Raw genomic sequence first — 21,561 nt, 5'->3', positions numbered from 1 at the left:
TCTGCTGCCGCATCGGGCGCAGATACCTACAAGGGCGCTGGTGAGGGCTGCGCCGTGCACACCGTGTGGCTATCTCAATGCAGGGATACTCATCACACACCAGCTCAACGCATATGACCGAAAAGAGCGTGAATCATAAAGCTTCTCCAGACGGCAGAGATGTGTCGGTGGATCATGAATGGGGAACGCTGAAGGAAGTGGTTGTTGGATTGACCAACGTTCGAGTTCCCAGCAAAGTTCCGAACACAAGTAAAAATTATTTACCAGAATCATCCATAGAGTTCATAGAAAAAAATAGAGGTCAGTGGTTGCAAGAATGCGAACCAGACTTAAATCAGCAATCAATCGATCAAATAAACTCAATTATATCAATACTGCGGGATCGAGGCATCATCGTACATCAGGTTGAGAAGCTTTCCGACGCTGAAACAAATTATTTGGCTGCCGATAGTGATGCAGTAATGCAAACTTTTCCGCGCGATCCAATTCTCGTGATTGGAAATAAGGTGATTGAGACTTCAATGCTTGAGCCCTATCGACGAAAAGAGCGATTTGCGATTCGAAGGACAATTGAGAAACGATTGCAAAAAGTGGGTCTTTTCTGGTATCCATGCCACAGCCTGACCCTTATCAATCCAGATCAGTTGGCGACTATGGACCTGGACCATACCTTGAAGGAGGGGATGTTATGTTGGTCGGGAAAGATATTTATGTAGGACATACAGGCAATGCAACAAACCTCGCTGGAATACGCTGGCTAAGTGATTACTTGGGCCAGGAATACAGAGTTCATGCAGTACCATTAAGACGTCGTTTTCTACATCTTGATACTACGCTTGCTTTACCAAGGCCTGGTCTAGCCATTGTATGTCAGGAAGCATTTGCTGAAGGTCTTCCTAAATTCCTCAATGGATGGAAACTTATCAATGTTTCAGCAGATGATGCTGAAAAGAAATTGGGATGCAATGGTCTTGTTCTCAGCAAAGACAGCATTATTATCGGCGCCAATCTACCTGGCTTGAAAAAAGAACTTGAAGCTGAAGGTCTTGAGGTGATCACGACTCCGATTGACGCCCTGAGCTGGCAAGGTGGAGGTTTTCGTTGTTGGCATCATCCCCTTATTCGATTGGGGTAAAAATTGGAATGTCAATCGGGCACCAGTCGCCCGGAAAGGTTTGCATCACTACCGCGCCAAAGCTCCACTGGAAACTTGTAGACAACCAGGGAAAGCCATTCAAGTACAACGGGAAGACTGACCTCATCCCTGGCTGCCCGATGACCCAAGACGAGGCAGCGGAATTCGCAGTGATGCAATGTGATGCGTCATCTCAGAACATCATCAGCGCAGTTCCATGCGATCCGCCCGAGTAATTCGCTGATAACAACAACTCCCCGCGAGATAAGTAAAAGATCTCCCGACTAGATTTTCTTACATGCACGTAAGCCTTGATTCGTAGCAGCGGCTCAGGTGTTCACGGTCGCGGCGGGTCTGCTGTTCGTTGTTGAAAAATTCGATCATGGCCATGGCGCGGCGCCTCTCATCAGTGAGCCGATGGATGACAGCTCTGCTGGATTCGGTGACCTGGCAGATAGCCCCTATTTCCCCCGTTATGGCGCAGGTGTTTGTTATGCCAGTACAAGCAGCAGGCGCACCACAAAGTGACGCGAAGCTAGATCAACAATTGCCCCCGAAAAGATCGGGGGTTTTTATTGAAAGCTGGTTGCTACTGATCTAGCTGGTGCAGATCACTCTTCAGCTTCTTCCTCTTCACCTCCGACGGGAATCAGGCGAATGGCTTTCTTCCCGAGCTTGATCTCAAATTCATCACCAACGTTGAGATCAAGCATGGCTGTGTAGGCCTTGCCCACCAGCAGAACGCCAAGAGGCTCCGCTCCAGGGGCCTCACCTACCGCTCCGTTGCCTTAGCTCTCAAGGTTTCACCCAGTACGGCCCGGCGCTACTGCCTGGCCTGACCACTGACCGGGCCCCATAGCGGGGCCAGCCGTACCCATAGCGAGACAGCACAACTACGCCTCATAGCTTGTGGGACATGCTCCCCAGCCATGGCTCAGGCCTCCTGGATCAAGACCACCGAGATGGCCACCGCACTGGGCTGCCACCGCCGCACACTGGGCCGCCTGAAATCCGCCGGGTTCCTGATCGAGGGGCAGCACTTCCGCAAGACGAACCCGGAGAGCCCACGGGGTGATTTCGTCTGGCACCGGTCCCGGGTGATGCTGCGAATGGGCGCCCTCTGAGCCGCAGGCCAGCACCCTGTAACGGGTACGGATCACGTCAACGTCCCGATGACCAGAGGGCCCCGCCCACTCCACTGCCGGCCGAAAAAATCACCCCTTGTATCAAGTGCTGTACCGCACTGCACACCGATGGCCAACGCCACCGACAACACCGCCACCACTCCCACCACTGGCGCCGAACTGATCAACCTGCAGGCCCGGGTCGATCAATCCAAGAGTGATCTGCTCATGGCCCGGCTTGAAATGCAGATGGCCCGGGGGGAACTGCGCGAACGCCTCGAACTGACCCAGGGCGATTCCGACCTGATCAACGACATGCTCAACGACCTGACGCTGGAGGTCCTGAACAGCACTGTGGGCACCGCTGAGGATCGGCTGGCCCTGCTGATCGACCGGCTCACGCAGATGGCTGCAACCGGTTGGCTGGAGCATGGCGACCTCGAGCTGATCCGCCCTGAGTGACCGCACAAGGGGGGCCACAAAACGGCCCCTCATAGCCTGTGCCATCGCTGCGCCCTCCCCTTCGGAACCATTCCGCGTCACTCACCACCACTGCCCATGACGACCCACACCACCACGACCACCTGGCTCCGCACAACTGAGCTGTGCCGTGAGCTGGGTCTGCACCGCAACACGATTCACAACCTTGTGAAGGCGGGCGTTTTCATTGACGGGATGCACCGCCGGAAGATCAACCCTCAGAGCCGGGTCGGTCGGTTCCTCTACAACCGGGATGCGTGCCTGTTCGCCCTCGGCAGGGCCTGAAATCCGGAACCTTAAGGACGCCACAGGGACTTGGCGGAGTGGGCTCACCGTTAGGTGGGCCTTTCTGGTGGCAACTAATGCCCCCGTGTCATCTCACCAGGCTCTCAAGTTCAACCTGTCGACATTCATGGAGAGGGCGACGATGCTGTGAGCAAGTTGATCGAGGGCCTGCGCCGTGCTGACCCTGTACTGGTGGCCGCCTGATGTGCCATGCCTCTCCTGAGTCGTTGCGGTCCCACGCCCTGGAGCTGTTGGCCGAGCTGATCGAGGAACGGGCCGAGCGGGGCGAGATGACCACCGCCGAGATTGCGGCGCTCGATGCTGCCGCTCAGATTGTCGATGAGCTGATCAGTCGCTGATCTCTGCCACGCGTTCGCAGCTTCGGGCATGAGGGAAGGCACGACAAAACGCCTCCCGCTCCTCTCTCGCCTGTTGGCGTCTGTATCTCCGGGATTGCGCCGAATCCAGCGGATCCAGATCAGGCCACAACGTGCGCTCTCTGTGCATGGGTGTGAGTTGTAAGGGGGTGGCATGGGCCCGGGCAGCAGACCAGGCACCTGGCCCATATCGGCGTCAGGGTTCCGACGGGTTACCCATCAACTCAACGCGGATCAGCTCCGCGAGCTGTTCTGCAGCAGCGAACGCCAGGGCGTTGTCATCCGACTGCAACTGATCGAGCAACAGCGCAGCACGGGGCTGCACATCTGCAGGCAACCGCTCGACAACGTCGGCGATTCGTTGGCGTCTCGTGAGCACCATCAGACGCGGCCTCCCTGCTGATTCTTCGGGAGCTTCGGCGGGCCCTTCCGCTGCCTGCGGGCCTTGGGTCCCTTGGTGCCGTGATAGTCCCCGGGCTTGCCTGGATTCTCGACGCCCTTCCCGTAGATCTGCGCGGGGCCGTGGTCTCCGTCGGCTGGATCGAAACTGATTTCTCTGGCCATCGGTCGCCGTCGCGGTGTGTCGTCTCAGGTTTCCGCCTGGCTGCGGCGGGGTTCACACGGGCAACCCGGAACCCTTGGGACGATTCACGGAGGCCCACCCATGGCGGATTTCTCAGCTTTTGCCCGTAGACCTGACTCAACACCAGACAAGCAACAACGCGATACGGCCGGCCGGTTCGTCGCAGGTCGCAGCTCAGTCGATGGCAGCACCGCCGAGGCGTTCCTGAACTGTTTCGGGAAGCAAGGCACGCACGTGAAGCCGGCAGAGGAGGCCATCCCCCTGGATCCCAAAACGCAATGGGACCTGGCTCAGCGGGGTTCACTGTCTCAGAGTTTTCAGGCCGCCTTCGCTCCGGAGTCCGTCAGCACCAACCGCGTTCGGTTTGAGCAGCAGCAACCTGCAGCAGCAGAACAACCCGAGGCCGAGGCATCAGCACCCGCGAACGACTTCGAGGCAGAACGGGCCCGCCTCCATAAAGAGATTGAAGACTTAAGGGAGATGCTCGGCGCAACCGTCGACAACAGCGCCGCCATTGTTGCTGAGGCGAAGCAAGGCGAGAAAGCGGCCGCAGCTATCGCCGCGCTGCGTGCAGAAAAAGCCCTGATTGATGAGGCCGGGAAGGCTTCAACCGACACCAAAACGGAGGGCCTGTGATCATGACCAGTCGCCACCTGGAGGGCTACGGGCCCGCACCTGAAGACGGAGACGCCGGACGCCTCCGCGATGAGATCGAGACCCGGCGCCTGTATGCCGTGAAGTCCCGCAAAGTTCAACCCGCAGAGGTTGGCCGTGAATGAGACCACCAGCAGCCGCACCTGCAGGCTCTACAAGCTGACCCGTGACCGTCTGCAGGGCTATGCCGATCAACACGGCTTGCCCTTCCATGAGGCCGCCCGCGCTGTGCTGATTCAGGAGGTCGAGAGCTTGACCCTGCTCACTCAGTCGCAGGTCCGTGCCGTTCTGCGGAAGGGCAACCCATGAGCGCCGCCGATCCTCGAAACACCGGGTTAAACATCCCCGTGAGTGACTGGCGCGTGCTCAACAACGTGCATGAGTGGGCCTGGCCGAAGGGCAAGCCCGGCCGACCTGATCGGGTCGCTTCGGCCCTGCTCAATCGGTGGGCTGCTGAGGCGGTTGAGGTTCCACTGGTCGAGATGGTGACCATCGGCGGGCGTCCTGCTGCCTCTGCTGACGCTTCGCCTCGAATTGATCAGCCAGACGACCCAGCTCATCCTCAGAGAGATCCGGCCTGATCTCTCGCGAACGAAGAAAGAACTCAGCCCGGCGATCCTGTCGGGCCTGGTGTTCCCGCTCCTCCTGTTGGAGGCGTTGCGCTTCGGCCTCCTGCCGCTGCGCTTCTTTCTGCTGCTGGATCGCTTGCCGGCTCAGGTCACTGGCCCGGCGTATCCGTTCCCAGCTCATCTCGTGACCGATCGGGCGCAGCTCGCCGTCAATCTCGAACGTCTCCAGGTGCCCGGCCTCCTCCGCTGCTGCAGCGTTCACACCCTGCAGGCCTTCGCCTGTGAGGCGGTGGTTCATCCATGCCTGGCCAGCGTCGACTGGGTCACCATCGGGAACCCATCGGGCGAACTCTGACGACAGCGTGCGGTCGACTTGTGAGGCGATCACCTCGCGGAGTCTGTCGCTGACGGTGTGACCTGTGTGCGCTTCAACGGCGGCCACCGCTCCGTCTGTCATCTCCTCAACCCTCAGCCGTCTCTCCCAGTCCATCGGTTGCGTTGTCGGTCCCTGAGGGTTCCGATTCCACGGGGAACCCGTACAGCTCGCCCATGGCCTCGAGAAAGCCCGGATCACCAGCCCAGAGGGTGCGGCCGTCAGGCGTAACTATCGGGCCCGCCTCCTCTCGACTGACCACATGAAGCGATTTACTCCGATCAGCGCTGCTACCGCTCTTTTGATGGCAACGACCTTCCCCGCCAAGCAATAGGCACTCGATGAGACAAGAGTTTTTTGATTCGTAGTTGGCAACTTACTTCAGAACTTTATGCGCGGTTCCATCGCCTTCATACTTGTCTGTGTTGTAAAAACCATTCCTAGTGCCGAAGTACAGGGTGACTAACACAAAGGGTATCGAGATATAAAGAAGTACCGTGGCTAAATCCATTTTAGATCTGCAGCTCAGTTTGATATTTCGACGTTAGGTGCAGGGTTTTGGATGTCGATGCATTGCTTGAGGTTGAACACCAAGCGGGCCTATCTGCCCTTAACAGTCCGGGATGACATGGGTGACTAGGTCGGCGTTGACCCAGCGGATCACGCCTGAATCGACATCAGCGATCTGGAAGAGGTTGTGGATGCTCGGATCACGGGCAGCACCGCCGCAGTGGATCACCTGCCCCATCCACCAATCCTTGTCGGCCTTCTCTCCGGTCAGATAGTCGTGGCGCACGATCACCGTCATCCCTGGAGCCACGTCCAGAAAGACCGGCCTCTCTGACTCGGGCGAGCTGTAAACCCCGTGGTCAATCGACATGCCTACAGAACTAGGACGCCAGTACTAGCGACAATTGAGGAAAGCTGCAGATTGACGGGCTGGGATCTTCGCAACGCTAAAAAGTAATAGACAGTGCTGACCTAAATGTTTAACTCTCCCGAAAAGTTGGTCCAAACGCAAATAGACACTTGGATGGGTTGGATTCAGAAAGCTAGTCAGCAAAACGAGGATATTAAGTCTGGAAAGTTAAAAATAAATGATGTAGATGGATTGTACCTTCAAAAGCAAAATGAGGATTTTATTGCCGAATGTACAGAGCAGTTGAAGGCCCTAGAGCTCAAGCAAATTGATGTCCTTTTAGCGGGAAGAACCGCGATTATTGCGTTTTTTGGTGCAGTGATCGGTGGTGCCATGGGCAGCGTGGTTACTGCTCTTTGGCCCGTGGAAGCGGAGAAGCTGCAGCCTCAGCCCGCGGAGACGGAGAAGCTGCAGCCTCAGGCTTTGCTTCCAAGTCATCGCTCTGAAAGGGTTATCGCTTTTGCAGGAATTGCAAGTCACTTGTCTCAATCAGGCGTTGTCACCCGCCATCACCCTTGAGGCTTATTGAGAGGAAAGTTTTCTAATTGCTGGAACGGGTTTGGCTTGTATCAAGAGGTGCTCCCAAAGCACCCGCGTTACTCCGTGGTCAGTGAGCCGATGGAAAAATGAGGTTGACGGGTCGGCCTGGTCAGCTTCCGTCGCGTTTAGTTCCGCCCCTTCTCAGGGTCGATCACCTCTCGGAGTGATGAATCCGCCTGCTTAGCCGAAAACCTCGGCGATCGTCTCGTTAGTCCTAAAGCGGGCGTGATCTGAGTACGTCAAGCGCAGTTGAGTTTCCGAGGTTGAGAGGAGGCCGGCGATCCGCCAGAGCTCCAGGGCCGGGCGCCCGTCGCGCTTCACCTCGAGCAATCGACGCGCAGCGTTGTGCCTGAGGGTTCTCAGCCCGATCAGTTCGCGGTCAGCTTTCATGCCCTTGCGTTCTGACAGCGTCCGCAGCAAGTAACCGGACACGGCTCCCAGTTCGCGCTCAGCCTCCTGCTGCTGTTCGGTGGTCGGTTTGTCATCCCATGGGAGGGCCGCAGTCCGAAGCCGTTCGGGTGGGTTGGCCAGACGATCAACGCCGACGGCCTCCAACAGTTCACGCCATGAGGGGCACAGGTTCGCCGGTCGGTTCCGGCCGCGCTTGCTGTCCCTGCATCGGACATATTCGCCCACCTTCACGGCAACCGATCCAGCCGGAGCGGTCAGCAGCTCCGAGCCCATCACCATGGCCCCACGGGCTCCGGTCAGGGCAACCCATGACGTCAGCCAGGCCGCGCAGTGTGCAAGGTCGGCCGGGTCGTCACCTTCGGACAGCTCCCACAGGTAAAGGATCACGCGCAGGATCTCGTCAGGGTCAACCGGTTTCCCCTGGCCAGGTGCCGGCGGTTCGTATGCGACCTCACTCCCTGGATTCAGTGGCCTGCCTTTCGTCGCGGCGTTGAACAAAAGGCAAGCGGCTGAGATTGCATCCCGACGGCTGCGCTGGTCAGCGGGCCAGGTACGGATCCACTCGAGCAAGTGCTCACGCTCGGTCGCTTTCCTGTCGTTCTCATCGAGCCAGGTGCACAGCGTGTTGAGCCATCGCCGGCGCCGTTCGGCGTGCTTAACCGTGTTGCCGCTCTCCTCGATCTTTTTAATTGCGGCCCGCTTGTAGATCCCCAGACTGCTGCCAACTGTGGCCGCTTTTTTCTCACTCTTCTGATCGAACTTGATCAGGGCGAGGTCGACAGCTTCGGAGATCTCGGCGTCGTTGCTGTGCCAGTCGACCCCATCCAGGCGGACCCACTTCTGCGTTCCCTGCCGATCCTCCTGCGTGTTGAACGTGACCCAGATCGGTTCGCTTCCATCCGGTTGCTTCTTACGGCGCAAGCTCAACCCGTACCGGGCAGGATGTTTCCCGCGCACGTACTTGCCAAGCTGTAGCAGCCGCGCCTTGCTCTCGCGTTGCCCTGTGCTGCGCGTCATGCGGTAAGGATCTGGTGGCATCTGTGCACATCCTACCCCTATAAAATCCTTATAGCCATTTGTGACCAGTTATCCCCGACAGCACACGAGAGAACAGTGAGACAAGAGAAGCAAGGCCAGAACAGCGGTTTAAGTGCCTCAGGTAGAGTCTCACCAGACGATCAAAGCTGGCCTTGGTGGCCGCTGCTGCCGCTTTATCCGTATGGCCGCCGTGCCACTCACTTTGAAGAGCTGATTCCCGGAGAGATCTGGAGCCTCGAGCAGCTTCAGGGTGTGTATTACGTGGCGGTGCCCATCCGGCTCACGGTGGTGAAGGTTCCCGGCGGTCTGATGCTGGTGAATCCGCTGCCGCCCACCGGTGAGCTTCGTGCGTTGATCCGCACGCTCGAATCTGAGCATGGTCCGGTATGCAGCATCGTGTTGCCCACGGCCTCCGGCCTGGAGCACAAGCTGCCGTTGGCTCCGATGGCCAGAGCATTTCCTGATGCTGATCTCTGGGTCTGTCCTGGTCAGTGGAGTTTCCCGGTCAATTTGCCGCTCTCCTGGCTGGGTGTTCCCGCTGGCAGAACTAGGGTGTTGCTCGACGATGGTGTGCCCCACCCCGAAGTCTGTGAGTGGATTTCATTGGGCCCGCTGGATCTCGGCGTTGGTTGTTTCCAGGAGGTGAGCTGTCTGCACCGCCCCTCAGGCGCACTGCTGGTGACCGATGCCCTGGTTGGTATCTCCTCGGAACCACCGGAGGTGTTTGCGCAGGACCCCGCACCGCTGTTGTTCCATGCGCGTGATCGTGGGGATCAACCCTTTGAGGACACTCCCGACAATCGCCGTCGCGGATGGGCTCGGCTTGTGCTGTTTGCTTCCTACCTGCGCCCGGAACCGCTTGATGTGCCTGGTTTGCTGCAGGTGATCCGGCAGGCCTTTCGGCCCGGTCTGCGCAGTGCGCGAACCCATTTCGGCCTGTATCCCTTCGCCTGGAAGCCCGGTTGGCTGGATTCAGCCAAGGCTCTGATGGGTGACGATCAACCACGACTGCAGGTGGCGCCGGTGCTGGAGCGCCTGGTGCTGCCCAGGCAACGACAGGCGTTGATAGCCTGGTTGGCTGCTCTCGAACAGCAGCGCGATCTGCACTGGCTGGTGCCCGCTCACTATTCAGCGCCGCTGAACTTCTCAACCCTTCAGGTTGTTCAGCTGCGCGAACATCTCATGATGCGTGAATGGGCCCCCAGTGAAGGCAACTGGGAATTCCTGGGCAGCATTGATCAAACCCTGCTCGATCTTGGAGTTGTTCCTGACTCGGAGAAGTCATCGCAGTAAGCCAACGCCGTAATCGCTGAGCACTGCAGATGTGAATTGGCTTGTGGGCTCAGAGATTCGATTCGGAGTCGATCGCCATTTCATCGTCTCCAAACAACGTCTCTTCCAATTCCTTGCGTTGCTCCATCTGGCGCAGGAAGTAACCAGTCATCATCGCGGAGGCCAGCATGTTGGCCAGATTGTCGCGATTGGATGTCACTTTCACTTCGAACTGTTCACCAGGGAGCATTCCCAGCAATCCCTGAACGTTATGGCGAATGATGTCCTGGATGTCCGGGCTGGCCGATTTAGCCACGCGTTGCAGCACGTCCGGAGATTGGTCCTGCAGGTACTGAATCAGGCCATTGACGGGCTGACCCTCCTGGTTATCAGTGGTCAGAAACTCAGGATTGAACATCCCATCGCGCTCCGTCATGCCCTTGACCCTATCGCAGCTGTGCTCTTCGTCACCAAGGCGTCCGGTCGTGAGAACCGAATCGGCCCGAATCTGCTGAGCGGCCAATAACGCAGTATTGCCGTTCCGATCACATCGGCTTCCGGCAGGGGGCCCCAGAGGTGTGAATCAAGGCTGGCATTGCGGTTGTCGCCCATCACCCAGAGCTCGTTGTCCGGCACGGTGACCGGGGCCATCACGTAGTCGATCGCCTCGTTCAGCCAGGGCTCATCCACGGCCTCGCCGTTGCGCCTGAGCTGGCCATCACGCACCTCCAGCTGGTCTCCAGGCCTGCCCACCACCCGCTTGATCAATGCAGCATCCGGGTCATAGCCGGCCTGCACCAGTGGCTCAGGAACCCGGAACACCACGATGCTGTTCAGGGGCAGCGCTTGGTGACGCGCCCGGTCAAAGCGTGGACTCAGCTTCTCCACAAGGATCCTGTCCTGCAGCTGCAATGTGGGCAACATTGATCCGGATGGAATCCAGCGCGGCTCCACCACGATCCAGCGCAGCAGCAGTGCCAGCAGCACCCAGATCAGCAAGGAGCGCCAGCTGTCCTGACGTTTCGTGGAGTCGGCGGACGGGTCGCTCATCAGCAGCGTCAGCAATGAGGGTTGGCCTTGACCGAGGATCGCATCAGCCTCGGCATCAGGTCTGAGTCACGCTTCCGACAACCTGGCCTCCGCCATCGGCCTGCTGCTGTACCTGCAGCGGCAAGGCCTGGAACGTCTGGTGCTCTGCCCTGGCAGTCGTTCCGCACCACTGGCGCTTGCGGCGGGTGGCCTGGCTGAACGGGGAATGCTGATGTTGACCACGGCCATTGATGAGCGCTCCGCCGCTTTTCATGCCCTCGGCATGGCCGCTGCATCCGGGCGTGCAGCGGCAGTGATCACCACCTCGGGTACTGCAGTGGCCAATCTGCTGCCCGCTGCGGTGGAGGCCGATCGCTCAGCGCTGCCCTTGCTGTTGCTCACTGCCGATCGTCCGCAAAGGCTCAAGAACTGCGGTGCCAACCAAACGGTCAATCAGGAGGACTTTCTGGCTTCGGTATGCCGTGCGTTCATGACAGGACCCATCGATGGCCTGCACCGGCTGTCGAAGACCCAGCTGCAAGCGCTGGCGGACAAGGCCTGGGAGCAAACGCTTCAGCATCCCGGGCCGGTGCACCTCAATCTCCCTTTCGAGGAGCCCCTGCATCCCAGCCGCGAAGACCAGCAGCAGGCCTGGTCTGATTGGGATTGTGCTTGGAATGAGCAGCGGCCGTTTTGCCTGCCGGTGGCCTCCGCTGCTGCCAGGCCAACCGATTGCCTCGACTGGTCTCGTCCCGGCGTGGTGGTGGCCGGACCCTGGCGGGGGCTGGAGGCCGACAAGCCCGCCTATCAGCAGGCACTCAGGACTGTGGCTGAGTGCAGTGGCTGGCCGGTGCTGGCGGACCAGTTGGCCGCAATTCCTGCAGATCTTCCCAATCTGATTCGCCACTGGGAGCTGCTGTTGCCGCGGGGTCTGCCGGCTCCTGAGGCAGGCCTTCAGGTGCTGCGGCTGGGCCCACTCCCTGCCAGCCGGCGACTGGAGAGTTGGTTACGCAGCCTTGGTTCGGGCCAGCTGTTGATCAGCGAAGGCGAACCCCGCTGCCTGGATCCGCTGGGGATGTCGAGGCAGTGCAGCAGTGGCCTGGTGGCCTGGTGGAACGCCATCAGCACCGATGCTCGCTTCGCTCCCTCCAGCTCCAGGGCGCTGCTCACGGCCTGGGCTGAGGCCGACGCCCAGGTGCAAAGCGTTCTTGATCAGCACTTGCCAGCTGCTGGCGCTGTCAGCGAGCCCGCACTGATGAAGGCCCTGCCCGAACTGTTGCCGCAGGGGCTGCCGCTGATGCTCGCCGCCAGCAGTCCCGTGCGCGACTGGCAGACCTTCGCCGCCTCGGATCTGGGGGCGCGTTGTTGTTTCAGCTTCCGAGGCGCCTCCGGCATCGACGGCACTCTCTCGCTGGCTCTTGGTCTGGCTCGCGTTCTGGGTCCAACCGTGCTGATCTGTGGTGATCTTGCGCTGCAGCACGACAGCAACGGTTGGCTGCTGGCCAGTGAGGCCTCTCCACCTTTGCTGGTGCTGTTGATCGACAACGCCGGTGGCGGAATCTTTGCCCAGCTTCCGATCGCCTCCAGTGCTTCCAGCTCGTTTGAGCAGCTGTTCGCCATGCCTCAGCGCCTCGATCCCCTTGCCCTTGCAGCGGCCCACGCGGTGCCCTCACGTCAGCTGAGCCGGCTCGAGGACCTGCAGTCGGCTCTGGAATGGGGGCTCTCGCAGCAGCGCACGGTTCTGCTGCGCGTCTGCACCGATCGATCCGCCGAAGCCGCACTGCGGCGGCTGCTGCGTGAGGTCACGGTCACCGCACTGCAGCAGTCCCGGGGCGGTACAAAAGAGTCCTGATCGTTGTCGCTGGCATGGCTGAGTCTTCGTCCCGTCCGGTGTTGCCCGGTGATTCAGGAGTGGCATGGCAACCCTGGGTCCAATACGAGGATGTGTTGCTCGATCGCAGCGACTCCGGTATCGCCAGGGTCGCCATCAATCGACCGCAGAAACGCAATGCCTTTCGCCCGCGCACCGTGGCGGAGCTCTGCGATGCCTTCGCCCGCATTCGTGATGACAGCGGCATCGGCGTGGTGCTGTTCACCGGGGTCGGTCCTGCAGACGACGGCGGTTATGCCTTCTGCGCAGGTGGTGACCAGAGCGTCCGTGGCGACGGCGGCTATCTCGATGAGCAGGGTCTGGCCAGGCTCAATGTTCTTGATCTGCAGCGGATGATCCGCAGTCTTCCCAAGGTGGTGATCGCCCTTGTGGCCGGCTATGCGATCGGTGGCGGCCAGGTGCTGCATCTGCTCTGCGACCTCAGCCTGGCGGCGGACAATGCCGTGTTCGGCCAGACCGGACCACGGGTCGGCAGTTTCGATGGCGGATTCGGTGCCGGTTATCTGGCCCGGGTGGTGGGCCAGCGAAAGGCGCGGGAGATCTGGTTTCTCTGTCGCAGGTACGGCGCTGAGCAGGCGCTGGCGATGGGGCTGGTGAATGCTGTTGTTCCTTTGCGGGAGCTGGAGACCGAGGGCGTGCGCTGGGCCCGGGAGGTGTTGCAGCACAGCCCCACCGCGATCCGTTGTCTCAAGGCTGCCTTCAACGCCGAAACTGACGGGCTGGCGGGGCTTCAGGAACTGGCCGGACAGGCGACCCATCTCTTCTATCGAACCGAAGAGGGTCAGGAGGGTCGTAATGCCTTCCTTGAGAAGAGAGATCCCGATTTCTCTTCTTCCCCCTGGCTGCCTTAGCTAAACAGGGTGAGATCCCGCTCTGCGCAGCGATGCCGGTTCACATTTCCATCCCCTCACCGGGCCCGGCATCCCTGGCCGCACTGATGTTGCTGCTGCCTGGTGGTGCTCTGTCCGCTGAGACAGAGTTCACCACTGAAAATGCTGCTGCGCCAAAAGCTGTGACGCCAACAGCCAAGCGCGAACCGGATCCGATCCCCCCCCTGGCAGCAGCGGTCACGGATGCTGAATCCATGCAGCGGGTTCCCGATGATCTGCTGCAGCGCCTGGGTCTGCAGCTTGTTCTTGATCGTCAGCATCGCCAGTTGCTGGTTCTCCACGACGGTGTCCTTACCCGACGCTTTCCAGCTGCGGTCGGAACGGTGGGATGGGAAACGCCCGCAGGACGTTTTCGTGTGATGCAGAAGGTGAAGAAACCGGTATGGACCCATCCGGTGAACGGCGAGAAGCTGGGACCGAATGATGCGGACAATCCACTCGGAAGCCGCTGGATCGGTTTTCACCGCGACTGCAAAGGTCGCGAAGGCTGGGATGGTGAGCAATATCTCGATATCGAGGGCTGCACGGTGGCTGGATTTCACGGCACCCCCTATCGCTGGACGGTGGGGCGCGCCGTGTCCCACGGTTGTGTGCGTCTCTACGAGGAGAACGTGCAGGAGATCTTCGAGATGGTGCGGGTCGGCACTCCGGTCACCGTGCTGCCCTGATCAGCCTGATCACCAGGCCTGATCAAGCGGCATTGCGCTTAAAGTCGCGCCGCTTAGCCGGATCGATCGTCCATGCGTGTGCTGTTTGCCGCCGCTGAATGTGCACCCATGGTGAAGGTGGGCGGTATGGGCGATGTGGTCGGTTCCCTGCCTCCAGCTCTGGCCCAGCTCGGCCATGATGTGCGCTTGATCATGCCCGGCTACAGCAAGCTCTGGAGCCAGCTGGAGATTCCAGCTGAACCCATCTGGCGCGCCCAGACCATGGGCACTGAATTTGCAGTCTTCGAGACCCGCCATCCCACCAACGGCCTGCCTCTCTATCTGGTCGGGCATCCCGTGTTCGACCCTGAGCGCATCTACGGCGGTGAAGACGAAGACTGGCGCTTCACCTTCTTCGCGAGTGCGGCAGCGGAATTCTCCTGGAATGTCTGGAAGCCCCAGGTGCTGCACTGCCATGACTGGCATACGGGGATGATCCCTGTCTGGATGCATCAGGACCCTGAAATCAGCACGGTCTTCACCATCCACAACCTCAAATATCAGGGACCCTGGCGCTGGAAGCTGGACCGCATGACCTGGTGCCCCTGGTACATGCAGGGCGATCACACGATGGCGGCGGCGCTTCTCTATGCCGAGGGAGTCAATGCCGTTTCGCCGACCTATGCGCAGGAGATCCGTACCCCCGAGTACGGCGAAAAACTGGAGGGGTTGCTGAACTACATCGCAGGCAAGCTGCGCGGAATCCTCAATGGCATCGATCTCGAGGCCTGGAATCCTGCTACAGACAAGGCCTTGCCAGCGAATTACAGCGCTGATGACCTCAGTGGGAAGCTGGTTTGCAAGCGCGTGCTGCAGGAGCGAATGGGGCTTGAGCCGCGCGATGACGCCTTTGTGCTGGGCATGGTGACGCGCCTTGTTGATCAGAAGGGTGTGGATCTGCTCCTTCAGGTCGCCGATCGACTCCTGGCCTATACCGATACCCAGATTGTTGTGCTCGGGACCGGTGAGAGAGGCCTCGAGTCGGGTCTCTGGCAGCTTGCCTCCCGCCATCCCGGCAGGGTTTCGGTGTTTCTTACCTACGACGATGCACTCTCACGCCTGATCTACGCCGGCAGTGATGCCTTCCTGATGCCCAGTCGTTTTGAACCCTGCGGCATCAGCCAGCTCAATGCCATGCGTTACGGCTGTGTGCCTGTTGTCCGCAAGGTTGGAGGACTAGTTGACACCGTGCCACCACATGACCCGCGCAACGATCTGGGAACAGGTTTCTGCTTCGATCGCTTCGAGCCGGTTGACTTCTACACCGCGTTGGTTCGCGCCTGGGAGGCCTATCGCCATCAGGACAGCTGGCGACAGCTCCAGCTGCGAGGCATGCGTGAGGATTACAGCTGGGCGCGTTCGGCCCTTGAGTACGACCAGATGTACAGGGATGTGTGTGGTCTGAAGGAGCCCGGACCCGATGCGGCGGCTGTCGAGCGTTTCTCTCAGGGTCAGGAAGCTGATCCATCGCGCAATGGAGCCGTTGATCCGCAGGCTGACCAGGCCTCGAAGGCTGATGGCCGTGGTCGAGGCAGTCGCAATCCCCTGGCCCGTTTGCTGCGTCAGTCACGTTCTTGAAGATCGCTTCGTCGCTGTCAGAAACGACCATGATGGGATTGAGCCTTGTGCGCAAAAACTGTGCGTCACTCGGTTTTCATGGCTTCATGGCTGAGTGATGCAGGAACAGGATGCAAAGGACCAACGTTCGCTTCCGGCTCCTTACCAGAGCCCCTGGGAAGCATTGCGTGAGGACCTTCCAGCTGCTCTGGCGGATCTGCGACTGCGCCTTCAGGAACTCAGACGCCGCAATCGTGAGGGTGATCTTTCCACTCCCGGATTCTGGCCACAGGATCTGGCTCCTCTTTTCTGGCCTCTGGTGCTGGCCGCTCTGTTGCTGGTTCTTTCGCTTGGTGTCGTCCAGCTGCGTGCAGCTTTGAACGTCGCAGAACCGGATCCAGCTCCGGTTGTCGAACGGATGCGCACGACTCCCTTGCCTGATGCACGCCCTCTGAGCCCCGAACCTGCGATCGTGCCTGGCGATGCTGATCAAGCACCGAGGTCCCTGACAACGTCTCCTTCACAGGCGCCGATTCAGGTCGCACCAGCTGAGCCCGAGCTTTTCGAATCCTCTGAGCCGGAGCCAGCGGCCCTGCAGGTGAATCCCCTGTTGAATCTGCTGGAGCAGGTGGATGTCGACAGCGCTGCTCCAACAGGTTTGCTGCTGTCTGCACGGCCTGTTCCCGCAGAGAATGCTGCGGTGCTGGTTGTGGATTCAGATCTGTGGTCTGAACTGCCGCTGACCCTCCGTCGCCAGTGCGCGGAAAGCTGGTGGTTCACCCTGCAGGACCAGGGCTTCGATGTCATCACTCTTGAAGATGTCAACCAGCGTCTGCTCGCCAGGCCCGCCAGGGTGGGCGGCGGCATGATCATGTTCGACCCGTTGCCTTCGTCATGACGCTGCAGCTCGCTCAGCTTGTGCAGCTCTGGGGGAATCCCGAACTGCGTGGAGCTGCGTCCGCAGATCAGCTGCAGGCCAAGCTCGGGCCTGTCTGCACGGACAGTCGGCAGCTGCAGCCTGGTGCTTTCTTCATTCCCCTGCGCGGTAACCGTTTTGATGGACATGCGTTTCTGAACCAGGCCGTGGAGCTTGGGGCTCAGGCCGCTGTTGTGGCCATTGACTGGAACCATCCCCTGCCGAATGGGCTGCTGCACTGGAGGGTTGACGACACGCTCTGGGCCTATCAGCAGCTGGCCACGCTGCACAGGCGTCAGCTGAAAGCGGGCGTTGTGGCCGTGACCGGTTCAGCCGGTAAGACCACCACACGTGAGCTGATCCGAGCATCGCTGGCGCCTCTTGGAGATGTTCAGGCCACCGTCAGCAACAACAACAACGACATCGGCGTGCCGCTCACCCTGATGGGTGCGCATCAAGGTCATGCTGCTGTGGTTCTGGAAATGGGCATGCGCGGCCTGGGTGAGATTGAGCGCCTTTCCCGTTGTGCGGAACCGGAGATCGCTGTGATCACCAACATCGGAACTGCTCATATCGGTCGGCTCGGAAGTCGAGCCTCCATCGCTCAGGCCAAATGTGAGATCACCGCCGCTCTGGCTCCTCAGGGAGTTGTGGTGATTCCTGCAGGTGATGCTCTGCTGGAGCACGCACTCTCCAGCTGCTGGAGCGGCCGCATTGTGCGGGTTGCCCTGGAGGGAGATCTCTCTGCTGATGACTCCGAAGTGGCGGGCCTGCCTGTGGCTGATCCTGATGTCGCGGATCTGATCGGGGTGCATGATGCGCGGGAGAGTGTGCTCAGCTTTGATGGTCTGCGCTTCAACTGTCCGCTCGAAGGACGTCATAACGCCCGTAATCTGATGCTGGCACTGGCGGTCGCTCTTGAACTCGGGGTTTCCCCGGCGGATCTGCAGGCGATCCAGGTGGATGTGCCCGGCGGGCGCAACAGGCGCCTGAGCATCGGCACACTCAATCTTCTGGATGAGACGTACAACGCTTCGCCGGAAGCCGTTTTCGCAGCTCTGGATCTGCTCGCACAACAACCAGGTCGTCGATTCGCCGTGCTCGGCACCATGCTTGAGCTCGGTGAAAGCAGCATCGAGCTGCACCAGGCAGTCGTCTCCAGAGCTGTGCAGCTCGGACTGGATGGTCTGGTGGCTGTGGCGTCCGGTGCGGAAGCTTCTGCCATGCAACGAGCTGCGGAGTCGATGGACCGCTTCGCTCTTGCGGAGTCTCCAGAACTCGCTGCTGAGGTTCTCAATCAATGGCTTCAGCCAGGAGACACTCTGCTGCTCAAGGCCAGCCGAGGAGTTGCGCTTGAACGGCTGATTCCACTGCTGCAAGAACCCTGAGCTAAGGGTTCAAGCCACCATTACATCGGTGTTGGAGTCTTCGCAGCGAATCAGATCAATGGCATGGGGGTGGTCTCGAATGAAGGGAACTGCCTCCATGGCCAGCACTCTGGCCTCGAACGCATCACTGGCATAAAAACAGGCTTCGAGTCTTCTGCTGCTGCCGTCGCGGTATCGCACCGTGTAGCGCTTCTGATCGCTCATGGATCCAGTGATCGATACACCCAAGTTCCCTCATGTTCAGCATGAAACCATTGCCAACAGCTTTAGAGATTCAGGGGATTCATGTCATTTTTCACGTCTGCTCTGGTTCGGCACTGTTGTTTCGAATCACTCATTTGTTGTTAATCCCTCATTCAGCTGTTGAGCTCATTGGTTTGAGCTGATCTGTCTGCAGCAATTCAATCGGATCCATGGTGACCTCATTCCAGCCATTGTCCTCACGATTGGAGATCAGCGGAGTCAGTTGAATCCTCAGAGGACATCCCTCGCTGATGTCGACTCGCAGGGCGCTGTACGCCTTGCCGCCATCGCAATCAGCCCAGTTTCTTCCCACGTAGAGGTCACTGCTGGCAACCAGTCGCTGTTCTCCGTTGTCCCGTGCTTCGGTCAGGTCAGGTCCCTGTCCCCGTTGATCGCGAAGGCTGTAGCCGCTGCCTCCGCAGACAACCCAGTTGGTGAATGAATCGCCGTGGCCGGTGTCATGAGTTCGCAAGACCTCGAGGCAATGGGCATGACCGCTGAGTACGAGATCAACGGTTCGGTGATTACGGCTGTGTCTGCCAAGAGCTGTGTTCACATCATCGAGAACGTTGCGCAGTCGGTTTCGGATCGCCAGCGCGTCGGCCTGAGCCCATTTGGTTCTCTCCGTCACGTAAGGCGGGTGATGCAAGGTCAGGATCCGGCCGCGGGCATCCGGATCACGATGGGATTCGATCAGTCCCTCACACAACCATTTCAGTTGCTCGCCGTCCACAGCGGTGTGGTGCTGAAGCCTCCGTTGCAGATCCAGCCTTTCCTCCTGGAGCGTTTCGAGGTCATCCATCAGTCCATCGCGTTGATTCTCGTCGCTTGCTTTGAGGGAAAGCGCCTTGAGGCAGTGAGCCTGTTCGTCTTCAAGGGATTTCAGCTGTTGTCGCAGCCGGACACGGTCATCCTGACCACTCACCGGTGCAATCAGGGTGTTGGAGTCAAGCGCGAAAACGTCGACACCGGCATGACGAAACCGGTAGTAGCGGTTCGGAAGACTTGTGTGATGACCGGGTTGATAGCTCAGGCAACGATGACCATCCCATTCAGCCGTGTAGTGACGGTCGAGATGGTCAGCCAAGCGGCTGCTGGGCACGTCCGACAGCACATCCATGAAGGCATGGGCAAAGCAGCCCCCCTGATCAGAACCGCGCCATCCGGTATCGACATCGTGAAACCACTGCAGATAGCGACGCAGGGGCAGGGTCAGTCCGGCCAGTGCCGAGATGATCGGGGCCAGATCGTAATAGTCGTGGTTGCCGAGCACCGGCAGAAAGGGTTGGTTGAACAGCAGGTTCTGCGGAGTGATGCTTTCCCAGTTCTCTCCTCCACAGAGCCATTCCCGGTAAGGGCGAATGAAGTTGTTGCGGTACTGGGCCGCGGCGCCCACCAGATACACCACATCTCCTGTGTGCAGCAGGAAGGCGGCCTTGTTTTTGTGAGGGAGCAGACGCTCGGCGATGTGACGCGGAGGGCTGTGCCGTCGATGGCGACCTGTTCCGCTGTCGCCGAGCACCAGGAAGTGAAACGCGTCGTGTTTTGTTCTGTGGCCTCCGGAAGGATCGATCACCAGTCGTGTCTGATCGATCCCTCGCTCCCTGATCGCCGGATGCTGCCAGCGGACGCGGTGTTCCATGCGCATGATCTTGCGCTCAATCGGCGGGTCGCTGGCGAGATTCAAGGGCTGAGGCGGATTGGTGCGATGACTTTCAGTGCATCGGGGATCACGGACACCGTCATGTGGTCGGTTTCCTCGATCTCACCATCAATGACCATGGTCTGCGGCTTGGGGAGGGTCACGCTCAGCTGATGTGTGCGTGTGCAGAAGATATCGGCATTGCTGGCACTGTTTTTCAGCACTGCTGATTTCGCCAGGCTGGACAACACCGAGAAGCCGCCCATCCGCCCTCTTGGTGAAGCGATGATCACCTCCAGTTGGCCGTCATCGGGGATCACCTGACCGAAGCCCTGTGCCATGACTGATGTTGCGGGGGCTGCATTGGCCACGGTGATGGCACTGGCATTCACTTCCGTTGATTCGCCGTCGATCAGTAATTCGGCCGTGAAGGGTTGCTGTTCCACCAACTGCCGGGCTCCCGAAAAGATGTAGGCCATCGGCCCCAGCATGTTCTTCAGTTCACGGCTGGCTTTGTTGACCATGCCGGCTTCGAAGCCAAGTCCTGCCAGCAGGATCATCGGCTTGTCATTGCAGAGCGCAACATCCACAAGGCGCGTGTTGCCGAGAATCAGATTGGTGCAGGCGGCCTTGACGGACGTTGGAATTCCCAGCGCGACCGAGAAGGCGTTGGCTGTGCCCCTGGGAATGATGCCCAGAGGAATGTCGGTGCCTCGCAGTGCACTGGCGACGGCACCCACTGTGCCATCACCACCGGAGGCAATGATCAGCGATTTACCCTGCCCCTCCTGATCGAAGGCGTTGATCTCCCTGATCAGTTCCTGTGCCTGCACGCTCGGATCGACACCGGGTTTGGTCATCCACACCTCAAGCATGATCTGGGGCTCGAGGTAGTTGCGGATCTCGGCGAGTTCGGCGTTGGGATCGCCTTGTCCTGAAATGGGGTTGAAAATCAGAAATCCTCGACGACTTCCCTTGATGCCCCGAAGGATTGCCGACGCGGTGGCGGGATTGAGCGCGATGGGCAGGTTGTTGAGCAGTGCTGCCCGCAGGAGTGGTTCGGAGAGCACGTCCCCGGCTCTTTCACCGCCTGGGGATGGGAAATGGACGAGGCCGCTGATTTCGCCGTTGATGATCGTTGCGGCCAGTTCGATATCACCTCCTTCAGTGATGGCACGCGATGCCGTGACAGCAAGATCGTCGAGGCTTCCGCCGCTGGTCATCAGCTCAAGCACATCCTCAGCGACGAGAAGTTCGAAACCTTTGAGAACCGCAGCGTTGTTGAGGATCCAGGTTCTGAGCGCCGAACAAACGTTCAGGTCGGCATTGAGAACAATTTTCGACGGCATCGATGCTCAGGTGAGTTGTCTGGTGTCTGGACATGGTTGGCCTGGAGTTCACCGACCTGACCTGACAGCCTTTCCGGCTCGACTGACGGCAGTGAGCCATTGAGGTCTTCTCTGTTAATAGTGGACCAGACCTTCCACGTCAGCTCACGACTAAATCCGACAGATCCCGATAGTGCTGAGATTGATCCT

At 59.5% G+C, this 21,561-nt stretch carries 29 protein-coding genes and 1 pseudogene; 15 read left to right on the top strand and 15 right to left on the bottom strand.

The window, feature by feature from the left end; all coding sequences use genetic code 11:
• The first annotated feature begins 113 nt into the window (after window positions 1-113).
• Window positions 114-716 carry a hypothetical protein gene (locus SIB73_RS05720; RefSeq protein ID WP_413402221.1) on the top strand — a complete coding sequence of 201 codons (603 nt, stop codon included), beginning with the start codon at window positions 114-116 and terminating at the stop codon, window positions 714-716.
• Complete coding sequence (locus SIB73_RS05715; RefSeq protein ID WP_413402223.1) at window positions 689-1,135, top strand: dimethylarginine dimethylaminohydrolase family protein; 447 nt, start codon at window positions 689-691, stop codon at window positions 1,133-1,135. Before SIB73_RS05720 ends, SIB73_RS05715 begins: the two co-directional genes overlap by 28 nt.
• Before the next feature lie 11 nt (window positions 1,136-1,146).
• Here SIB73_RS05715 and SIB73_RS05710 read toward each other — a convergent pair whose 3' ends face one another.
• Window positions 1,147-1,284, bottom strand: a complete 138-nt coding sequence (locus tag SIB73_RS05710; RefSeq protein WP_413402226.1) for a hypothetical protein — start codon at window positions 1,282-1,284, stop codon at window positions 1,147-1,149.
• 184 nt (window positions 1,285-1,468) lie between these two features.
• Between SIB73_RS05710 and SIB73_RS05705 the strand changes: the two genes are divergently transcribed.
• A complete protein-coding gene (locus SIB73_RS05705) occupies window positions 1,469-1,663 on the top strand; it encodes a hypothetical protein (RefSeq protein WP_413402229.1) in 195 nt (64 codons plus the stop codon).
• A gap of 83 nt (window positions 1,664-1,746) precedes the next feature.
• On the opposite strand, the pseudogene SIB73_RS05700 reads toward SIB73_RS05705, so the two are convergent.
• Window positions 1,747-1,881, bottom strand: a pseudogene (locus SIB73_RS05700) (AbrB-like transcriptional regulator); the annotation flags it as partial.
• A gap of 147 nt (window positions 1,882-2,028) precedes the next feature.
• Window positions 2,029-2,295 (bottom strand): hypothetical protein, encoded by a 267-nt coding sequence (locus tag SIB73_RS05695; protein ID WP_413402231.1) that lies wholly within the window; start codon window positions 2,293-2,295, stop codon window positions 2,029-2,031.
• A gap of 93 nt (window positions 2,296-2,388) precedes the next feature.
• Here SIB73_RS05695 and SIB73_RS05690 point away from each other — a divergent pair, with 93 nt between their 5' ends.
• Window positions 2,389-2,721, top strand: a complete 333-nt coding sequence (locus SIB73_RS05690; RefSeq protein ID WP_413402232.1) for a hypothetical protein — start codon at window positions 2,389-2,391, stop codon at window positions 2,719-2,721.
• Between the two features lie 81 nt (window positions 2,722-2,802).
• Here SIB73_RS05690 and SIB73_RS05685 read toward each other — a convergent pair whose 3' ends face one another.
• From SIB73_RS05685 to SIB73_RS05675, 3 genes are all read right to left on the bottom strand, one after another.
• On the bottom strand, window positions 2,803-3,048 hold the full coding sequence (locus SIB73_RS05685) for a hypothetical protein (protein ID WP_413402234.1): 246 nt from the start codon (window positions 3,046-3,048) through the stop codon (window positions 2,803-2,805).
• Between the two features lie 101 nt (window positions 3,049-3,149).
• The gene (locus tag SIB73_RS05680; RefSeq protein ID WP_413402235.1) at window positions 3,150-3,590 is read right to left on the bottom strand and encodes a hypothetical protein; all 441 of its coding nucleotides are present in this window, start codon (window positions 3,588-3,590) and stop codon (window positions 3,150-3,152) included.
• Between the two features lie 7 nt (window positions 3,591-3,597).
• Window positions 3,598-3,783 carry a hypothetical protein gene (locus tag SIB73_RS05675; RefSeq protein ID WP_413402237.1) on the bottom strand — a complete coding sequence of 62 codons (186 nt, stop codon included), beginning with the start codon at window positions 3,781-3,783 and terminating at the stop codon, window positions 3,598-3,600.
• A gap of 282 nt (window positions 3,784-4,065) precedes the next feature.
• On the opposite strand from SIB73_RS05675, the gene SIB73_RS05670 reads away from it, so the two are divergent.
• From SIB73_RS05670 to SIB73_RS05660, 3 genes are read left to right on the top strand one after another with little or no spacing between them, the layout of a single operon-like run.
• On the top strand, window positions 4,066-4,620 hold the full coding sequence (locus SIB73_RS05670) for a hypothetical protein (RefSeq protein WP_413402240.1): 555 nt from the start codon (window positions 4,066-4,068) through the stop codon (window positions 4,618-4,620).
• 2 nt (window positions 4,621-4,622) lie between these two features.
• Window positions 4,623-4,763 (top strand): hypothetical protein, encoded by a 141-nt coding sequence (locus SIB73_RS05665; protein WP_413402242.1) that lies wholly within the window; start codon window positions 4,623-4,625, stop codon window positions 4,761-4,763.
• Complete coding sequence (locus SIB73_RS05660) at window positions 4,756-4,947, top strand: hypothetical protein (protein WP_413402245.1); 192 nt, start codon at window positions 4,756-4,758, stop codon at window positions 4,945-4,947. Before SIB73_RS05665 ends, SIB73_RS05660 begins: the two co-directional genes overlap by 8 nt.
• Before the next feature lie 129 nt (window positions 4,948-5,076).
• Here SIB73_RS05660 and SIB73_RS05655 read toward each other — a convergent pair whose 3' ends face one another.
• The 3 genes from SIB73_RS05655 to SIB73_RS05645 all read right to left on the bottom strand — a co-directional run bounded on the left by SIB73_RS05655 (window position 5,077) and on the right by SIB73_RS05645 (window position 6,460).
• Entirely contained in the window at window positions 5,077-5,664 is a 588-nt protein-coding gene (locus tag SIB73_RS05655) for a hypothetical protein (protein ID WP_413402247.1), read from the bottom strand.
• A 4-nt stretch (window positions 5,665-5,668) separates the two neighbouring features.
• Window positions 5,669-5,842, bottom strand: a complete 174-nt coding sequence (locus SIB73_RS05650) for a hypothetical protein (protein ID WP_413439741.1) — start codon at window positions 5,840-5,842, stop codon at window positions 5,669-5,671.
• A 348-nt stretch (window positions 5,843-6,190) separates the two neighbouring features.
• Entirely contained in the window at window positions 6,191-6,460 is a 270-nt protein-coding gene (locus SIB73_RS05645) for a DUF3104 domain-containing protein (RefSeq protein WP_413402252.1), read from the bottom strand.
• Between the two features lie 105 nt (window positions 6,461-6,565).
• Here SIB73_RS05645 and SIB73_RS05640 point away from each other — a divergent pair, with 105 nt between their 5' ends.
• Window positions 6,566-7,018, top strand: coding sequence for a hypothetical protein (locus tag SIB73_RS05640; RefSeq protein WP_413439740.1), 453 nt, complete (start codon window positions 6,566-6,568; stop codon window positions 7,016-7,018).
• 201 nt (window positions 7,019-7,219) lie between these two features.
• On the opposite strand, the gene SIB73_RS05635 is transcribed toward SIB73_RS05640, so the two are convergent.
• Complete coding sequence (locus tag SIB73_RS05635) at window positions 7,220-8,467, bottom strand: hypothetical protein (RefSeq protein ID WP_413439739.1); 1,248 nt, start codon at window positions 8,465-8,467, stop codon at window positions 7,220-7,222.
• 96 nt (window positions 8,468-8,563) lie between these two features.
• Here SIB73_RS05635 and SIB73_RS05630 point away from each other — a divergent pair, with 96 nt between their 5' ends.
• Window positions 8,564-9,781, top strand: a complete 1,218-nt coding sequence (locus SIB73_RS05630) for a DUF4336 domain-containing protein (RefSeq protein WP_413402258.1) — start codon at window positions 8,564-8,566, stop codon at window positions 9,779-9,781.
• 49 nt (window positions 9,782-9,830) lie between these two features.
• Here the strand turns inward: SIB73_RS05630 and SIB73_RS05625 are convergent, their stop codons facing one another.
• Window positions 9,831-10,178, bottom strand: a complete 348-nt coding sequence (locus SIB73_RS05625) for a DUF760 domain-containing protein (protein WP_413406381.1) — start codon at window positions 10,176-10,178, stop codon at window positions 9,831-9,833.
• Between the two features lie 14 nt (window positions 10,179-10,192).
• Entirely contained in the window at window positions 10,193-10,810 is a 618-nt protein-coding gene (lepB, locus tag SIB73_RS05620) for a signal peptidase I (RefSeq protein ID WP_413402259.1), read from the bottom strand.
• 82 nt (window positions 10,811-10,892) lie between these two features.
• Here lepB and menD point away from each other — a divergent pair, with 82 nt between their 5' ends.
• From menD to SIB73_RS05590, 6 genes are all read left to right on the top strand, one after another.
• Window positions 10,893-12,641 carry a 2-succinyl-5-enolpyruvyl-6-hydroxy-3-cyclohexene-1-carboxylic-acid synthase gene (gene menD, locus SIB73_RS05615; protein ID WP_413406383.1) on the top strand — a complete coding sequence of 583 codons (1,749 nt, stop codon included), beginning with the start codon at window positions 10,893-10,895 and terminating at the stop codon, window positions 12,639-12,641.
• Between the two features lie 14 nt (window positions 12,642-12,655).
• A complete protein-coding gene (gene menB, locus SIB73_RS05610; RefSeq protein WP_413402261.1) occupies window positions 12,656-13,531 on the top strand; it encodes a 1,4-dihydroxy-2-naphthoyl-CoA synthase in 876 nt (291 codons plus the stop codon).
• 32 nt (window positions 13,532-13,563) lie between these two features.
• Entirely contained in the window at window positions 13,564-14,238 is a 675-nt protein-coding gene (locus SIB73_RS05605; protein WP_413402262.1) for a L,D-transpeptidase, read from the top strand.
• A 72-nt stretch (window positions 14,239-14,310) separates the two neighbouring features.
• Window positions 14,311-15,855 carry a glycogen synthase GlgA gene (glgA, locus tag SIB73_RS05600; protein ID WP_413402264.1) on the top strand — a complete coding sequence of 515 codons (1,545 nt, stop codon included), beginning with the start codon at window positions 14,311-14,313 and terminating at the stop codon, window positions 15,853-15,855.
• A 97-nt stretch (window positions 15,856-15,952) separates the two neighbouring features.
• Complete coding sequence (locus SIB73_RS05595) at window positions 15,953-16,732, top strand: hypothetical protein (protein ID WP_413402265.1); 780 nt, start codon at window positions 15,953-15,955, stop codon at window positions 16,730-16,732.
• Window positions 16,729-18,138 (top strand): UDP-N-acetylmuramoyl-tripeptide--D-alanyl-D-alanine ligase, encoded by a 1,410-nt coding sequence (locus SIB73_RS05590; protein ID WP_413402267.1) that lies wholly within the window; start codon window positions 16,729-16,731, stop codon window positions 18,136-18,138. The genes SIB73_RS05595 and SIB73_RS05590 overlap by 4 nt, the downstream gene beginning before the upstream one ends.
• A gap of 9 nt (window positions 18,139-18,147) precedes the next feature.
• Here the strand turns inward: SIB73_RS05590 and SIB73_RS05585 are convergent, their stop codons facing one another.
• The 3 genes from SIB73_RS05585 to SIB73_RS05575 all read right to left on the bottom strand — a co-directional run bounded on the left by SIB73_RS05585 (window position 18,148) and on the right by SIB73_RS05575 (window position 21,372).
• A complete protein-coding gene (locus SIB73_RS05585; protein WP_413402269.1) occupies window positions 18,148-18,342 on the bottom strand; it encodes a hypothetical protein in 195 nt (64 codons plus the stop codon).
• A 148-nt stretch (window positions 18,343-18,490) separates the two neighbouring features.
• Window positions 18,491-20,068: a metallophosphoesterase family protein gene (locus SIB73_RS05580; protein ID WP_413402271.1), complete on the bottom strand. Its 1,578-nt coding sequence runs from the start codon at window positions 20,066-20,068 to the stop codon at window positions 18,491-18,493.
• The gene (locus tag SIB73_RS05575) at window positions 20,065-21,372 is read right to left on the bottom strand and encodes a diacylglycerol kinase family protein (protein WP_413402273.1); all 1,308 of its coding nucleotides are present in this window, start codon (window positions 21,370-21,372) and stop codon (window positions 20,065-20,067) included. The genes SIB73_RS05580 and SIB73_RS05575 overlap by 4 nt, the downstream gene beginning before the upstream one ends.
• Window positions 21,373-21,561: the final 189 nt, after the last annotated feature.

This window comes from Synechococcus sp. MIT S9509 (assembly GCF_047303035.1).
Classification (GTDB): Bacteria; Cyanobacteriota; Cyanobacteriia; order PCC-6307; family Cyanobiaceae; genus Synechococcus_C.
The sequence above is the reverse complement of the archived record's forward strand: the minus strand, read 5'-3'. Positions and strand labels throughout refer to the sequence as shown.

Bases quoted from the DNA above. Each gene is read 5' to 3' on its own strand.
- SIB73_RS05720 (WP_413402221.1), top strand. From the start codon at position 114: ATGACCGAAAAGAGCGTGAATCATAAAGCTTCTCCAGACGGCAGAGAT.
- SIB73_RS05715 (WP_413402223.1), top strand. From the start codon at position 689: ATGTTGGTCGGGAAAGATATTTATGTAGGACATACAGGCAATGCAACA.
- SIB73_RS05690 (WP_413402232.1), top strand. From the start codon at position 2,389: ATGGCCAACGCCACCGACAACACCGCCACCACTCCCACCACTGGCGCC.
- SIB73_RS05680 (WP_413402235.1), bottom strand. From the start codon at position 3,590: ATGGGCCAGGTGCCTGGTCTGCTGCCCGGGCCCATGCCACCCCCTTAC.
- SIB73_RS05675 (WP_413402237.1), bottom strand. From the start codon at position 3,783: ATGGTGCTCACGAGACGCCAACGAATCGCCGACGTTGTCGAGCGGTTG.
- SIB73_RS05670 (WP_413402240.1), top strand. From the start codon at position 4,066: ATGGCGGATTTCTCAGCTTTTGCCCGTAGACCTGACTCAACACCAGAC.
- SIB73_RS05665 (WP_413402242.1), top strand. From the start codon at position 4,623: ATGACCAGTCGCCACCTGGAGGGCTACGGGCCCGCACCTGAAGACGGA.
- SIB73_RS05655 (WP_413402247.1), bottom strand. From the start codon at position 5,664: ATGACAGACGGAGCGGTGGCCGCCGTTGAAGCGCACACAGGTCACACC.
- SIB73_RS05645 (WP_413402252.1), bottom strand. From the start codon at position 6,460: ATGTCGATTGACCACGGGGTTTACAGCTCGCCCGAGTCAGAGAGGCCG.
- SIB73_RS05640 (WP_413439740.1), top strand. From the start codon at position 6,566: ATGTTTAACTCTCCCGAAAAGTTGGTCCAAACGCAAATAGACACTTGG.
- SIB73_RS05635 (WP_413439739.1), bottom strand. From the start codon at position 8,467: ATGACGCGCAGCACAGGGCAACGCGAGAGCAAGGCGCGGCTGCTACAG.
- SIB73_RS05625 (WP_413406381.1), bottom strand. From the start codon at position 10,178: ATGTTCAATCCTGAGTTTCTGACCACTGATAACCAGGAGGGTCAGCCC.
- lepB (WP_413402259.1), bottom strand. From the start codon at position 10,810: ATGAGCGACCCGTCCGCCGACTCCACGAAACGTCAGGACAGCTGGCGC.
- menB (WP_413402261.1), top strand. From the start codon at position 12,656: ATGGCTGAGTCTTCGTCCCGTCCGGTGTTGCCCGGTGATTCAGGAGTG.
- SIB73_RS05605 (WP_413402262.1), top strand. From the start codon at position 13,564: ATGCCGGTTCACATTTCCATCCCCTCACCGGGCCCGGCATCCCTGGCC.
- glgA (WP_413402264.1), top strand. From the start codon at position 14,311: ATGCGTGTGCTGTTTGCCGCCGCTGAATGTGCACCCATGGTGAAGGTG.
- SIB73_RS05595 (WP_413402265.1), top strand. From the start codon at position 15,953: ATGCAGGAACAGGATGCAAAGGACCAACGTTCGCTTCCGGCTCCTTAC.
- SIB73_RS05590 (WP_413402267.1), top strand. From the start codon at position 16,729: ATGACGCTGCAGCTCGCTCAGCTTGTGCAGCTCTGGGGGAATCCCGAA.
- SIB73_RS05585 (WP_413402269.1), bottom strand. From the start codon at position 18,342: ATGAGCGATCAGAAGCGCTACACGGTGCGATACCGCGACGGCAGCAGC.
- SIB73_RS05575 (WP_413402273.1), bottom strand. From the start codon at position 21,372: ATGCCGTCGAAAATTGTTCTCAATGCCGACCTGAACGTTTGTTCGGCG.